A 14,736-nucleotide genomic window follows, 5' to 3' on the forward strand; every position below is an offset into this window, starting at 1 on the left:
ATCAACGGCTTGAAGTGTTCAGTCGCCCTTTGGGGTCAACGAAATGTTTTGCCCTGCCCGCAGTATTCCAGCCGGGCGCCTGTTCAGGGTTGGGGCCAGAGCCGGACGCGGTCGTCCTGGATGAGCTTGCCATTCACCGCGTCGGTGGTGCCGCTGGCCATGAAGCGGCGGGGTGTTTCCCGCGTGGCGATGAGCGCGGCCTCCACCCACACGAGCAGCAGCAGCGCCCCGGCGAGCGCGGGCAGCCTCCGGGCCACGGCCGTGTGGCGCTCCCCCAGGACCTTCAGCGGCAGCACCAGGAGCGGCAGGAGCGCGGGGAAGACGACGAGCAGGCCGCGCGCGTAGCCGAAGAAGGCGAGGGTGACGAGCACCCGGTGCAGCACCACCAGCGACAGCAGCCGGAAGGGCGCGTGCGCGGGCTTGAGCGACAGCAGCATCCCGGCGAGGAGCAGCGCCGCCAGCGGCCACTTGAGCCACGCGGAGTCGGGGACGAACACGTCCACCGGGGCGCGCTCGCCAATGAGGCCTCCGGGCACGTCCGACACGCCCACGCCCAGGCTCAGGCCGTCCAGCCACAGGTCCAGCTTCGTCCAGAGCAGCCGGGCCGCGTCGCCGGGCGCGGCCACCATCCAGCGCAGCCCTTCCGCGTAGCCGTGCAAGAGCAGGCGCCGGTGCTCCGGATGGGATGGATCCAACTGGCCGTTGCTGCCGCCCTGATTGATGAGGGCTGGCGTGAAGCCCCCGGTGGCGCCGGCATGATTCGCCATGGCGAAGTTGAGCGGCCCGTACACGGTGACTGGCACCCACTCCGGCAGCGGCTCCAGGTGCGGCGCCCGCGCGTTCAGCTCGCGCATCGTGTCCAGGTTGCGCAGCGCGGAAGGCACGAGCAGCAGCAGGGACACGCCCATCGCCGCGCCCCAGCGCAGGGCCCACGGCTTCCAGGGCCCCCGCTCGCGCGCCGTCCACGCATACACCAGGAGGAAGGGCCACAGTCCCAGGTGCTCCGCGCGGGTGAGGGTGCCCCAGCCCATCACCGCGCCCAATCCCAGCACTGCGGGCCAGGACGGCACCCCGCCGCCCATGCGCAACGCCAGCGCACAGGTTAAACACAGCCACAGCGCGGACAGCGTTTCATTGCTGTACGTGGTGGAGAGCACCAGCCACCCGAAGCTCGTGGCGTACAGCCCCGCCGCCACCAGGCTCCACGGCGTCCCCAACAGGCGCCGCCAGAAGCCCTGGCAGAAGGCCACCGTGGCCGCGCCCAGACAGGCGAGCGCCAGCTTGTACGGCAGCGCGCTGCCCGCGGGCTCGCCCAGCACCCGGTACAGCCATCCCAACAGCGCGGGGAACAGGGGCGGGTGGTAGGGCAGGGCGACCGGGCCTTCGCGGCCCCGCGCCAGGTCCACCGCGGCGGTGTGGAAGAAGCGCGCGTCGCCCGCGAAGAAGACGGAGAAGGGCCAGTCCCGGTCCGGCGCACCCGCCAGGTACAGCCCGCGCAGCAGCAGGCTGGCGGCGAACGTGGCCGCCATGCCCCAGGCCGCCGGGTGCCGCCGGACGGCGTCTGGCAGGGAAAGCGAGGCCACGGGCTCCTCCGAGGCAGAAAGGCGCCGCACTCTACATTGGTCCGCGCGCACGGGCCCGGGGCTGGGATATGGACGGGGTGCGTCAAAACGGGAGGACGTACATGAGCCGGGTGCTGGACGAGCTGTTGGGGCTCCTGAAGCTGGAGCCCATCGAGGAGAACCTGTTCCGTGGCGCGAGCCAGGACCTGGGCTTCCGGCAGCTCTTCGGAGGGCAGGTGCTGGGGCAGTCCGTGTCCGCCGCCAGCCAGACGGTGGAGGAGAAGCGCCCGGTGCACTCGCTGCACGGCTACTTCCTGCGCCCCGGGGACGCGGGCCTGCCCGTCGTCTACACCGTGGACCGCGTGCGCGACGGTGGCAGCTTCACCACCCGCCGCGTGGTGGCCATCCAGAAGGGCCAGCCCATCTTCACGCTGATGGCGTCCTTCCAGGGGGAGGAGCCGGGTTTCACGCACCAGGCCACCATGCCGGACGTGCCGCCGCCGGAGTCGCTGCCCACGGACCTGGAGCTGTTGGGGCGCCACGCGGGCCGCATGTCGGAGCGGCACCGGGAGAAGTTCCTCTCCGCCAAGCCCATTGAGATGCGCCCGGTGACGTACGTGGACCCCTTCGAGCCCACCGCCGAGCCGCCCGTGAAGCACGTCTGGTTCCGCGCCGACGGCGCCATGCCCGACGAGCCCCATGTGCACCGCTACGTGCTTGCGTACGCCAGCGACTTCAACCTGCTGGGCACCGCGCTCCAGCCGCACGCGCAGACGTTCCTCCAGCCGGGCTTCCAGATGGCCAGCCTGGACCACGCGCTGTGGTTCCACGGCGACCTGAAGGTCAACGACTGGCTGCTCTACACCATCGAAAGCCCCTGGGCCGGCAACGCCCGGGGCCTGGCGCGCGGGCACGTCTTCACCCGCGACGGGCGGCTCGTGGCCTCCGTGGCCCAGGAAGGGCTCCTGCGCCAGCGCACGGACGCGCGCTAGCGGGACGTCAGAACACCAGGCTCGAGGTCAGCCGGGGCGTCGGGCCCAGGTCGATGACGCCGCCGCGGTCGTCCGGGTCCGAGCCGGTGGTGGGCTTGAAGAACATGGCCGCCACCACCAGCGATCCCATCACCACCGCGCCGATGGTGCCCGTCAACAGCAGCGTCTTGCCCAGGCTGAACTCGCGCAGCCGGGCGTGGTCCACCTCCGAAAGGGGGACGACGACCGGGGGCGCGGAGACGCTGGAGGTGGAGCCCTCCAGGGGCACGCCCCGGAAGCGGTCGCCGTCCACGCCCACCTCGATGAAGCGCTGGAACTCCGTGTCCGCCTGGGCGGAGACCCGCGCCAGCGCCAGCGGTGTGTCGGACGTGAACTGGTGCGGCTGGCCCTCCACGTCCCGCACCGTGCGCTTGCGCTCCGTGACGCGGTTGAGCATCACGTCGCCCAGCTCCCGCATCAGCGCCGCGTTCTCGTCCCGGAAGCCATCCAGCCGCGCCAGCTCAGGCTTGGGGATGGCGTAGGTCGTGGTGCAGGACGCCAGCAGGGACAAGGCGGTCAGCGCGGCGCACAGACGCATGATGCGGCTCCTCGGGATGGACTCCTGAAGCCTATCCCGGAGCGTGCCCCGGCGCCTACCGGGGCACGCGGCCGGTGTCTCACTTCAGCTTGTAGTTGGCATCCAGCACGTCCGCCTGCGTCCGGCCCATCACCCAACCGTCGTGGTAGACGACGCCCACCGGCGCGATGGTGTCGTTCCGGTACAGGCCGATCTTCAGGTAGTTGAGCTGCCCGGAGTACTGCGTCGCGATGTTGCGCTTGGGCAGCACCAGCTGGCCGTCGTAGTACAGCTCCACGAAGCCCACGCTCGCGTTGGGGGACCACTTCACGTGGAAGACGAAGTCGTGCCACGTGTTGCGCACCAGCGGCGTGCGCCAGACGATGGTGCCCGGGGACCCGCCGATGTTGAGCCGCATCTCCTCGCCGTAGACGTAGAACTCCACCGGCGGCGAGCCGCAGCACCCGTCATGGTGCCACTGGGTGAAGAGCTGCCAGGTGTTCACGCTGGGGAAGTCCGCCGCGAAGCGCGTGCTCCAGCGGTACCAGTACTCGGAGCCCACCGCCTCCTTCGTCTGTTTGAAGATCTCGTTGCGGTTGCCGCTGGAGTTGATGGGGTCATCGCCCTGCTTCACCGTGGCCTTGAGGGCGTAGCCGCCCTCGCGCACCGGCGACGAGACGACCTGGAGCCGGTCCGCGGACATCATCTGCGTGCCGTCCCACTGGCTGCGGCTGCCGGACTCGAAGTCGCCCCGCCACACGATGCCTCCCGGCGTGGTGGGAGGCGGCGTCGTCGTGGTGCCGGCGCACGGGCGCGCCTCCGCGATGCTGGCCCAGTCGTTGAGGGTGTTGCCCTGCACCGTGACACGCACCCGGCGCGTGCTCACCGGCGTGAAGGTGTACGTCTCCGCCGCGGTGGTCGTGCCCTTGCTCGTGCCGCTGTACACCTGCGTATAGGTGTAGCCGTCCGGCGACACGGAGATGGTGAACGTGTTCGCGCGCTTGTGGCCCTCGTGCCAGGCCACGGCCAGCGCGCCCACGCTCTTGGTGGCGCCCAGGTCGTAGTCAATCCACTCGCCCTTGCCCAGGCTGCTCCAGCGCGTGGTGAGCTGATCATCCAGCGTGTTCGCCGCGACGCTGCCGGTGCCGTCGTCGCCGCTGGCCTTCACGCTGGTGGGGGTGAGCTGCGTGCAGCCGGTGGTGGTGAGGTCCTCGCCGGACGACTCGAGCGACGGCTGGCGGTCTTCCGCCGGAAGGGAACCATCCGGAGCGCCACAACCAGCGGCGCCCAGGACGAACAACGTTTCAACCAGGAGGAGGGTTTTCTTCAAGGGGTTGGCCCAGGGGGAAAGGACAGGCAGTGAAAGGCCATGCTCCAACGACAGGAGACAGGGGCATGGCTGGGGGGTGTCTGGCTTTACGGCGGGGCAATCCCCTCTCGTGCTCCCGGACCTGTTCCACAGGGCCGCGTCGACGGGAGGAGAAAGACAATGTGGCGTGTGTTCGGTGCTCCATCCGGCAGCGAGGGGAAAGCCTGCCGTGCTCCAAGGTGATAAACCGAATATCGAAGTTCTATTTCGAACACAAGCGACGCTGAACCCGCTTGCACGCTGGGCAGGTTCAAATCCGAAAGACAGACATCAATTTCAGACGGCCCGGTTGAAATCCTTCAACACACCGGAAGGGGCGATACGGCGCGTCGCGTGGGATGCGCACCGCCGGAGCACGGGCGTGTCGTGCCGTCGGTTGTGGTGCGGTGTGGGAACGCGCGAGCCGTCGTTTCGGGCAGGGCGTTTTGGACCCGTGTCCACTTGCGACGTGCCGTGGGGACATCCTCTTTGCCGCCGACTTGCGATGACGGGAGAATCAGGCAGAAACCCGTCCGCGATGTCCGTATTTTTCCAGGAAGCCCGCCGCGCGGCGGCCATGAGGCCGGTCGAGTGACGCACCCCATGTCGCGCCCCGCGTCCGAGCAGGTGCCCCGGAGCGAGCGCAAGCCGCTGTACGTGAAGGTGGTGACCCAGCCGGCGCTGCATGGCTGCTGGTCCGTGAACATCAGCGAGACGGGCATCGGGCTCATCGCCACGCCGCGCCGCCCCTCCGAGGGCCCGCACGAGAACGAGCCGGTGGAGATGGCCTTCTCGCTGCCGGACACGGGCGCGCACGTGCGGGTGCACGGCACGGTGCGCTGGCGCCACGACACGGCGAGCGGCGGGGGCACCGTCGCGGCGCTGGGCATCAGCTTCGGCGCCTTCGACGCGGCGGACGGCGTGAAGCTGGCGCGCTACCTGGCCACGTCCCACCTGCAGGTGGTGGCTGCCTTCGCCTCGGATGACGAGTCACGCGCGGTGCGCCAGGCCCTGGACGGCGTGGCCACGCCGCACTTCGCCGCCACCGCGGAGGACGTGCACGCGCTGCTCACGCGCGGGGACATGGCGGTGCTGCTGGTGTGCGGCCAGGACGAGTCGCGGGCGCTCGCGCTGGTGGAGTCCCTGGCGGAGCTGCGCGAGGAGGTGGACCCCACGGGGGCGGGGCCGCCCAGCGACCTGGCCTCGCGCATCGTCTACTGCGCCCCGGCGGCCCCCGAGCGGCTGGTGGCGCTCTTCAACTCCGGCCGCATCTACCGGGCGCCGGGGGCCTGGCCGGGCCCGGAGGCCATGCGCGAGGCGGTGCTCCAGGCGGGGCGCGAGCACGGCTTCCGCATGGAGCAGTGGCGCATGGCGCTGGAGCTGGAGCGCAACCTCCTGCGCGAGCGCGCGCTGGCCCAGACGCCGGTGGTGGGCGTGGGCCGCCACGGGGAGGACGTGGGCTTTCGCAGCCCGCCCATGCAGCGGGTGATGGAGATGGTGCGCCTGGTGGCCCCCCACCGGGTGGCGGTGCTGCTGCAGGGCGAGACGGGCACCGGCAAGGAGGTGCTGGCGCGCATCCTCCACCGGCTCTCCGGCCGGGGGGACCTGCCGCTCGTCGTCCAGGACTGCGGCGCGCTCACGGAGACGCTGCTGGAGAGCGAGCTGTTCGGCCACGTGAAGGGGGCCTTCACCGGCGCGGTGTCGGACCACCCGGGCCTCTTCGTGCTCGCCAACGGCGGCACCATCTTCCTGGACGAGATTGAGAACACCACGCCCAACCTCCAGGCGAAGCTGCTGCGCGTGCTGGAGACGGGCGACGTCCGCCCGGTGGGTGGCACCCAGGTGCGCCACGTGGACGTGCGTGTGGTGGCCGCGAGCAACCGGGACCTGGGCGAGGAGGTGCGCGCCGGCCGCTTCCGCGCGGACCTCTTCTACCGGCTCAACAGCTTCACCATCGACATCCCGCCCCTGCGCGAGCGCCCGGAGGACATCCCGGAGCTGGCCCGCTCCTTCGTGGAGCAGTTCAACCGCACCCTCAAGCGCTCCGCCACGGGGGTGGCCCCGGACGCGGACGAGGTGCTGCACGGCTACGGCTGGCCGGGCAACGTGCGCGAGCTGCGCAACGTGGTGGAGCGGGCGGTGCTCCTGTCCCGGCCCGGGGAGATGCTCACCCGGCGCCTGTTGCCGCCCGCGCTCCTCAACAACTCGGTGCCCCGGGCGGACCCCACGGGGGACGGCTCGCTGAGGGCCCGGCTCCAGCAGGTGGAGCGCGACCTCATCCGCGAGGCCCTGGAGCGCCACGGCGGCGTCCTGCGCCGCGCCGCCGTGGCCCTGGGCATGGACCCCGTGACGTTGGGCCGCCGGGCCCGGCGCCACGGGTTGTGGAAGGCGGAGTAGCCCTCCGCCCTCCACGCGCCGTCAGTGCGCCCGCATCCACTGGAGGATGGGCTGCCACACGCGCACGCGCGCGTCCCGGGCGAGGAACAGGTCCGCGTGGCCGAAGTCATGCGCGCGCTCCTCCTCCGGGCGGCTGCGCACGATGATGCGGGTGACGTCCGTGCTGCCCAGCAGGCGCGTGGAGTACTCGCCGTAGCGGCCCACGCCGCCCGCCGCGCCCACGTACAGCACCGGCACCTTCACGTCCTTGAGGTGGTCGTCGTAGGGCACGTCCAGGCCGCACAGCTGCTTCTCCGTCTCCACCACCTCGTTGAGGCTCTGGTAGGGCACCGCCAGCTGGAGGTAGTCGAACAGGGTGGGCTCCGACGTGAAGGCCGTCCGGTCCGGGAGGCCGGCGGTGTCCGGCACGCTGCCCGCCAGGTGGTAGCCCGGAGTGATCGGCTGGAGCGGCGCCAGCAGCGCCCCGGTCCGCCCGGCGGCGATGACCGCGAACTTCCGGTTGGTGGGCCGGACCGGGCCCGCGAAGCCCGCCGGGGCCAGCGGGGACGGAGCGTTGGGAGCGCGGTTCGCCAGCTCACCAATGGTCTTCACCGGCATGCCCGGCGCGGGCCCCAAGAGGCCCCCTTCCGTGCGGCCCTCGTCGCGGGCGGCCTGGAGCGCCTCGTACCGCTGGCACGCCCACTGGCGCTGCTCGGCCGCCTCCGGCCCGTAGCGCAGCACCATGTCCATGGGCACGAAGCCGTCCACCCGGCGCAGGGCGCGCGGGAGCTGCGACTCCCCGTCCAGGTACGCGTACCCCATGGTCGCGCCCCGGCTCCAGCCCAGGAGGAACATCCGGTCATTGCCGCCGTTGCCGCCCAGCCGCCGCACCACGTCCGCCAGCGCCAGGCCCGTGCCCAGGTCCTTCACGTGCGACTGCATGTTCCAGCCCTCCATGAACTGGAAGTTCGTCTCCGCCTCCGGCACGCCCACCCAGCGCAGGTCCAGGCCCCACACGTCCACGTCCTGGCTCGCCAGGTACGCCGCCATGGAGCGGTTCTCCGGCATCGTCGTCACGCAGGTGTTGGTGAGGAACGCGGGCACGAAGCCCCACAGGTCCCCGTGCACCATGAACACCGCCCGGCTGCTGCGCGCCGGAATCCACGGGTAGGACTCGCGCACCACGCGGTGCACGGTGATGGCGTCGTACTTCCCCGCGCCCACCCGCACCTTCCAGCTGTAGTGCGCAAGCCCACCACCCAGCGCCTCGCGCTTCGTGCTGGAGGCCATCAGGCCCGACGACACCAGCGACCGCGACCACGGATCCGCCTGGACTGCCACCTCGTGCGCGTCCCCCGGATTCGCGCGCAGCGCCACGAACAGCACCACCACCACCCACAGGCTCAACGTCCCACGCATACCGACCTCGGCTCGCATTGAGGGTCCCCCACGCAGACAAGCGCCAGGCTCTGACACCCGGTGCCTCCCGATGCAGGCCTTCCCAGAGCACCTTCCGCGCCAGGCCCCAAAGGGTTGATTTCATTGGTGTTGCCCCGCAGGGCATGCTTCACGGGTGAAGGTCGCCGGACGCCTGTCCCGGCACCCTCCGAGTGAAGAAACGCAGGACTCCGCGTGCTTCAATACTGAGACATGCGGACCACGAATGGTGCGGGTCCCTTTGGACTGAACGGCCCCCCCGCCGGCCCGCCAGGGTGTGTTGGTTCATTCAATCCAACACATACATCTGAAACAGGCAAGTCCTGGATGTTAGGGGAAGACGACGGGGCAATCGCATGGGGGCGGTGGGACGGGAGACAACAACGGGTCTCACCCTGACTCCCCTCGGAGGGGGAGGACCCATGCCCGAGACCGTCTTCGTCGACAACATCTGGAACGACTTCGCGCACAGCTACGATCAGATGATCCCCGAGCTGCCGTGCTACCAGCGGCAGCGCGAGAAGATCCTCCGCGACACCCGGGAGCGCTCCTACGTCATCGACGCGGGGTGTGGCACGGGGCTCGTGAGCGAGCCCCTGGTACGGCGTGGGCAGCGCGTCGTCGGCTTCGACAACAACCAGGCCATGCTGGCCCTGGCGGTGCGCCGCCGCGCGAAGGAGCCGGAGGCGGTGCGCGCCCGCTGGACGCTGTTGCCCGGAGACGTGACGCAGTTCCCCCTGGAGGTGGAGGGGGCCGCGGACGCGGTGGTGATGAACAACGTCCTCTTCTACGTGAAGGACCCGGAGGCCGTGCTGCGCGAGGCCTGGACGCACCTGAAGCCCGGCGGCGTCCTGTGCATGACGAGCAACAAGCGGCCCCGGCCCGACCTGGAGCTGGTGCTGAAGAACTCCATCCGGGAGTGGGAGGCCCAGGGGCGCTGGACGGAGAGCCTTCAGCGCGCGGTGAACCACCACCGCACCTGCGCCCAGAAGCTCACCACGGATCCCAACGAGATGGTCACCTTCCTGGACACGGACCAGGCGGTGAAGCTCCTGGAGAAGGTGGGCTTCAGCGAGGCGCTGGTGGCCGACGGCGACGACTACTACGGCGAGAACTTCTACGTCTGCATGCGCAAGTAGGGAGCCCTTCCATGACGAACGTGAATCCCCGTTTCCAGCGCAACCTGGGTGTCCTCCACCCGCAGACCATGGACAAGCTCGCCAGCACCCACGTGCTCGTCGCCGGCGTGGGCGGCGCCGGAGGCCAGTGCGCGGTGGACCTGGCGCGCCTGGGCTTCGGCTGTCTGACGCTCGCGGACTTCGACGTGTACGAGCGCCACAACATCAACCGGCAGATTGGCTGCTTCGAAAGCACCCTGGGCCAGCACAAGGTGGACGTGGTGGAGCGCATGTGCCGGGACATCCACCCGGACCTGCGCGTGCAGAAGGTGAAGGAGGGCATCACCGACGCCAACGTGGCGGACGTGCTCAAGGGCCTGGGCGGCCTGCCGCCGGTGGACTACGTGGTGGAGGTCATCGACATCGCGGGGGCCCGCGCCAAGGAGTCGCTCCACCAGACGTGCCGGCAACTGGGCATCCCCATCATGACCGGGCTGATGCTGGGCTTTGGCGCCGCGCTCCACGTCTTCCAGCCGGACGCGCCGCTCTACGAGGAGCTCTTCATCCTGCCGGACGGCCGCATCGACCTGCCGAAGATCATCCCGCACCTGGGCAGCTACATGCTCCAGGAGTACATGGATGCCTGCTACCAGGGGAAGGGCCACGCGCCCACGTGCGTGATTGGCGCCACCACCGCCGCGGGGCTGATGGTGAGTGAAATCATGCGAGGCGTGATGCTGGGGGCTCGCGCGATGGTGTCCTGGCCCGAGTACCTCTACGTGGACCTCTTCGACCACCGCTACGTGCGCGGCTCCGTCAGCGCCACCCGTCCGGCCCGCCCGGTGGGGCAGGGCGCGAGGGGCTGAAAAGTCGCCCGCTAAGAAGGCTTCTCTCTCCGGGGCCGGGGGCCCTCTGCAGGGCCCCCGAATCCCCCCGGGGACTACATCACCACGCCGCGCGACCGCGCTTCGTTCACCACCTGCGAGCCATCCACGCCCAGCCGCCGGGCGATGAAGCCCGCCGCCCCGTCCGCGTTCTTGTGCACGCGGATGAACTGGTCGTCATACGTGCGCGTGACGATGAGCATCCCCGACACGATGACGCGCTGGAGGTTGTGCTGTAGCTCGTTGCCTTCGATGATGACGTGGATTTCGGAGAACAGCGCCCGCGCGTCCGACAGCATGTTGGACAGGTGCCGGCGCTGCTCGCTGTTGGGGACCGCGGACTTCGCTCCCGCGATTGTCACCAGCACCAGCGGCTGCTGCTGGTGCTGCTGGTAGGCGGCCTGCATCTTCTGGAACACCGCCTGTATCTCTTCCGGCGTCGGTGGAGCGTCCCAGCGCAGGAAGAACACCTTGTCGATGACGTCTGTCTTGTAGACCGGAAGTGCCATGGCGTTCGCGACTCCTTCGTGTCGGACCCAGCGGCCGTCCCGGTCGGTACGCGTCCGGGCTTTCTCCCTGGGCCTGAGGGACATCCTGCTCTTCAGCCGCGGTCAAGAAACTAGCCCTGAAGGCTGACATTGCTGAGACGACACATCCGCTCAGCCCTGACGGCGTCACGGACTGTGTGTTCGCCTCAAAGGTCCCCTGGGTTGTCCGCTAACGGATGCTGAACCCAGACGCCAGGGCCGACCGCCCTGTCTGCCTATTTCAATCCATGTGACAAGTTTCAACGGCGACTCCCCGTGAAAACAAGAAGGCCCCGGGAGCACGGTGGCTCCCGGGGCCTTCCAGAGGCTTCAGGCCGTCAGACGGACGCGGTTACCCGCCGGAGACGGTGGTCTCCACCAGGTTCGCGTCGCCGTTGATCTGCGCGTCCGTGAACAGGATGGGGCGCCACTGCTTCTGGGAGTACAGCCGGGTCTGGTCCGAGTGGTGCGGGGACTTGCGGTCGCCGGACTGGCTGTAGGTCAGCACGGCGCTGGCGGTGGGGCCCGCGTCGGTGAACTGGAGCGCCATGATGAAGGAGCTGCCGTTGTTGATGGGGTAGCCCTCCTTCGCCAGCAGGGTGTTGGCGTTGTACGAGGCCGTGTGGGGCTGGGCGAAGTCGAACACCGTGGTGCGGGCGGCGCCGAAGGACATCACGTTGGTGACGCCCTCGCGGTGCATGCCGCCGTGCAGGGGGATGGGGGCGCCCGCGCGGGTGGTGAACTGCACCTGGCCCAGCGTCTTGTCCAGCGCGTTGGTGGAGCGGCCGATGGTGAAGACGGCCTGCGCCAGCTTCACCAGCACCGGGTCGTCACCCGTGGCGGGCGCGGGCGTCAGGGTGTTGGGCGTGGTGATGGGGCTGGCCGGGTTGAAGCCCACGGAGAACAGCGGGCCCGCGTTCTGGAGGTTGCCGTTGGTGTACGCGCCCAGGAACTCGCGGAACACGAACGCGCCCTTCTGGTCCACGTCGTAGCGGCCGTTCCAGCCAGTCAGCAGCGCGCAGGCCTGGCTGATGTCCACGGCGGTGTTGTTGTAGGTCACCGTCGTCTTGCCCGTGCAGCGCTCCACCACGGACGCGAGCAGCAGTTCCGCCATGCTGCTGCGGTTGCTGAACACGGCCGCCTTGAGCTCCTCGTGGCTGAACTTGCCGTCCGCGCCGGAGGCGCCGGTCTCGCTGACCTCCGTGAGGACCGTGGCGTTCATGCGCGTGCGCGGCGACTGGGGGAAGTTCTCCAGGCCGTGCAGCGGGGAGAAGCCGGTGAGCGGCGCGGCGGGGTTGGCCAGCCAGTAGCTGTCGTTCGCGTTGAAGACGAAGTCCTTGCGGTCCAGCTGCGGCACCTTGGCGAAGGGCACGAGGCCGGGGCTGCGCGAGCCCGGCTCCACCTGCCACTCATTGGCCGGGTCGCTGCCGTTGAGCATCACGAAGCCCAGGCCCTGGAAGATGCCGGCGGTGAGGGGGTTGGAGCCCGTGGTCGCCTCGGTGAGCCACTTCGTGTACGCGTCCTTGGAGAGGTTGGGCGTGGGCGTGGCGTCCGTGTACCAGGCGTTGCCGTCCTTGTCGGCGAACATGGTGTTCACCCAGGGCAGGCCCTGCTGGGTGTTGTAGACGTCCTTGAACTCGGCCAGGGACTTGGCCTTGTTCATGCCGTGGAACTGGTCCAGGAACTTGGTGTTGTCGATGTTGGCGTCGCGCAGCGTGAGCGCCGTCTTGGTGTTCCAGCCCAGCGTGCCGGGGGGGAAGCTCGGCGCGGCCGAGTCCGGGAAGGCGATCATCGGGCCGTAGTGGCTGAACCAGACGGTCTGCGAGTAGTTCGTCAGCGACCCTTCGGACAGCTTCACCAGGACGGTGAAGGTCTTGGAGGTCATCTGGCGCTCCTCGCTGCCGTACTTGTAGACGGTCGGCTTCCCGTCCACGAGCTGCAGCTGGTACATCGTCGCGCGCTGGCCGGAGGAGAACGTGTGCGTCCAGCCCACGTTCTCGTTGAAGCCGATGAGCACCGCCGGCACGCCCATGAGGCCCACGCCGTAGACGTTCATCTGGCCCGGCACGGTCAGCTGGCTCTCCCACAGGCGCAGCTCGCCTTCCCAGGGGAAGTGCGGGTTGGCCATGACCATGCCCTTGCCGTTGTCGGTGCGCTCACCGCCAATGGCCCAGCCGTTGCTGCCGAAGTCCGCCAGCTTCAGCCGCTGCAGCTCCTCCAGCGACGGCATCTGCGGGCGCAGCGCGGCCTGCTTCGGGTCCACGGACTGCGCGCCCACGGTGGGGGGGGTGGCGGACGGGATGGTGAGCGCCAGCGCGTTGATGCCCGCCAGCAGCGTCAGGTCCGTGTTGTACGCCAGCAGGTCCACGGTGCTGATGGGCCTGACCCAGGCCGCGTTGGCGCACTCGGCGGGACGGGCGTCCGCGGGCACGTCCTCCAGGTACTTGTTGTAGCCGGCCACGTAGCCCGTGACCATGTCCTGCACTTCCTGCGACAGGGTGGGGAAGGCGGCTTCCGCGCGCCCCATCAGGTCCATGGCCCGGTACGCGATGTCAGAGCCCACGTGCCGGTTGCCCGCGCCCTGACCCAGGAAGCGCGCGCGCTCGCCGCGCACCTTGAGGATCTGATCCGCCAGCGTACAGACGTGGTCCTGCGCGAAGGCATAGCCCTGGCCGAAGCCCAGGCTGGCGTAGCTGTCCGCGGTGATGTGCGGAATGCCGTAGGAGGTGCGCTTGATCTTCGCCGTGTACTTCGGGGTCGTCGGGGTGGGCCCCGGATCGACTGGCTTGGGATCATCCTCACAGCCGGTGGTGGTGGCCACCAGCGCCAGGGACGCGATCAGGGAAAGAGAAAGACGGCGGGTCCGGACAGAACGGAACCCTCCGCGAGGAGGAAGATTATCGGGGATGTTCTCGGGCATGGCGGCCCGGAGACTAGGAAGGTGGCGATTCGCCGGTCAATGTTTCTGGGATTTGACTTTTCCATGGAGGTGAAACGCGCGGATGCGTCGCGTCGTGGGTTTGGGAAAGCCGGAAAGACGGTGTGTGTTACACGGGAGCCATGACGCCCGAGCCCTCGTCGTCGCCCGCGGCCCGCCGCCAGCGCCGCCACTTCTCCATGATTCGCACCTTCGTGCTGGCGGACTTCGTCACGCTCGGCAACGGCTTCGCCGGCGCGGGGGCCATCCTGGCGGCCATGCAATCGCTGGCCACGAACAACCCACGCTGGCTGTGGGTGGCGTTCTGCCTGATGCCGGTGGCGCTGGCGATGGACGTGGCGGACGGCCGCATCGCCCGGTGGCGCTTCCGCAAGTCGCCGCTGGGCGCGGACCTGGACTCGCTGGCGGACGTCATCTCCTTTGGCATGGCGCCCGCGGCGCTGGCGTTCGCGGTGGGCTTGCGCGGCAACCTGGACGTGGCGGCGCTGCTCTACTTCGTCGCGTGCGGCATCAGCCGCCTGGCGCGCTTCAACGTCACGTCCGCGGAGCTGTCGGACGGCACCGGCAAGGTGAAGTACTTCGAGGGCACCCCCATCCCCACCAGCCTGCTGCTGGTGATGGTGCTGGCGGCGGCCACGTGGCAGGGCCGCATTGGCGCCGCGTTGTGGGGCGGGGTGTGGAACCTGGGACCGCTCACGCTGCACCCGCTGGCGCTGCTCTATGTGGCCAGCGGCAGCGCGATGATCAGCAAGACGTTGCGGATTCCGAAATTCTGAAGTCTTCCGCCGTGGAGGGCGCGGGTGGTGCCATCCAGTGGACGTTCTGGAGGGCAATTCCCCTGTTTTTCCCACGGTGAGGCGGTTGGCAGTCCCGGGGTGGGTGCCTAGCTTCGCCACCTGATCCGCGAGGGCCACACCCGGAAGGTGTGGCCGCTGCCGCGGCTTCAAGGCGTGTCGCTTATACACATCTGACGCTGCCGACGACTAGTCGAGTGTAGA

General features: G+C 69.4%; 11 protein-coding genes. 5 read left to right on the forward strand and 6 right to left on the reverse strand.

From position 1 onward, the window contains the following. Positions 1–83 precede the first annotated feature (83 nt). A complete protein-coding gene (locus D7Y21_RS21895; protein ID WP_120568275.1) occupies positions 84–1,529 on the reverse strand; it encodes a glycosyltransferase family 39 protein in 1,446 nt (481 codons plus the stop codon). A 155-nt stretch (positions 1,530–1,684) separates the two neighbouring features. Between D7Y21_RS21895 and tesB the strand changes: the two genes are divergently transcribed. Continuing rightward, on the forward strand, positions 1,685–2,554 hold the full coding sequence (tesB, locus tag D7Y21_RS21900; protein WP_120568271.1) for an acyl-CoA thioesterase II: 870 nt from the start codon (positions 1,685–1,687) through the stop codon (positions 2,552–2,554). Between the two features lie 7 nt (positions 2,555–2,561). On the opposite strand, the gene D7Y21_RS21905 is transcribed toward tesB, so the two are convergent. Together D7Y21_RS21905 and D7Y21_RS21910 are read right to left on the reverse strand one after the other, a co-directional pair. Further along, positions 2,562–3,131 (reverse strand): hypothetical protein, encoded by a 570-nt coding sequence (locus D7Y21_RS21905; protein ID WP_121715477.1) that lies wholly within the window; start codon positions 3,129–3,131, stop codon positions 2,562–2,564. Between the two features lie 79 nt (positions 3,132–3,210). Next, the gene (locus D7Y21_RS21910) at positions 3,211–4,440 is read right to left on the reverse strand and encodes a heparin lyase I family protein (RefSeq protein WP_120565900.1); all 1,230 of its coding nucleotides are present in this window, start codon (positions 4,438–4,440) and stop codon (positions 3,211–3,213) included. 621 nt (positions 4,441–5,061) lie between these two features. Here D7Y21_RS21910 and D7Y21_RS21915 point away from each other — a divergent pair. Beyond that, a complete protein-coding gene (locus D7Y21_RS21915) occupies positions 5,062–6,855 on the forward strand; it encodes a sigma 54-interacting transcriptional regulator (RefSeq protein ID WP_121715484.1) in 1,794 nt (597 codons plus the stop codon). 21 nt (positions 6,856–6,876) lie between these two features. Here the strand turns inward: D7Y21_RS21915 and D7Y21_RS21920 are convergent, their stop codons facing one another. Continuing rightward, on the reverse strand, positions 6,877–8,253 hold the full coding sequence (locus tag D7Y21_RS21920) for a hypothetical protein (protein ID WP_120565901.1): 1,377 nt from the start codon (positions 8,251–8,253) through the stop codon (positions 6,877–6,879). Between the two features lie 440 nt (positions 8,254–8,693). Here D7Y21_RS21920 and D7Y21_RS21925 point away from each other — a divergent pair, with 440 nt between their 5' ends. Next, positions 8,694–9,410, forward strand: coding sequence for a class I SAM-dependent methyltransferase (locus D7Y21_RS21925; protein WP_120565902.1), 717 nt, complete (start codon positions 8,694–8,696; stop codon positions 9,408–9,410). Between the two features lie 11 nt (positions 9,411–9,421). Next, positions 9,422–10,255 carry a ThiF family adenylyltransferase gene (locus tag D7Y21_RS21930; protein ID WP_120565903.1) on the forward strand — a complete coding sequence of 278 codons (834 nt, stop codon included), beginning with the start codon at positions 9,422–9,424 and terminating at the stop codon, positions 10,253–10,255. Between the two features lie 74 nt (positions 10,256–10,329). Here the strand turns inward: D7Y21_RS21930 and D7Y21_RS21935 are convergent, their stop codons facing one another. Continuing rightward, a complete protein-coding gene (locus D7Y21_RS21935; RefSeq protein WP_014397960.1) occupies positions 10,330–10,782 on the reverse strand; it encodes a hypothetical protein in 453 nt (150 codons plus the stop codon). A gap of 370 nt (positions 10,783–11,152) precedes the next feature. Further along, positions 11,153–13,621 carry a penicillin acylase family protein gene (locus tag D7Y21_RS21940; protein ID WP_304984724.1) on the reverse strand — a complete coding sequence of 823 codons (2,469 nt, stop codon included), beginning with the start codon at positions 13,619–13,621 and terminating at the stop codon, positions 11,153–11,155. Positions 13,622–13,860: 239 nt separating this feature from the next. Here D7Y21_RS21940 and D7Y21_RS21945 point away from each other — a divergent pair, with 239 nt between their 5' ends. Next, on the forward strand, positions 13,861–14,514 hold the full coding sequence (locus D7Y21_RS21945; RefSeq protein ID WP_121715478.1) for a phosphatidylcholine/phosphatidylserine synthase: 654 nt from the start codon (positions 13,861–13,863) through the stop codon (positions 14,512–14,514). Positions 14,515–14,736 lie beyond the last annotated feature (222 nt).

This window comes from Corallococcus sp. AB045 (genome assembly GCF_003668895.1).
GTDB lineage: Bacteria > Myxococcota > Myxococcia > Myxococcales > Myxococcaceae > Corallococcus > Corallococcus coralloides.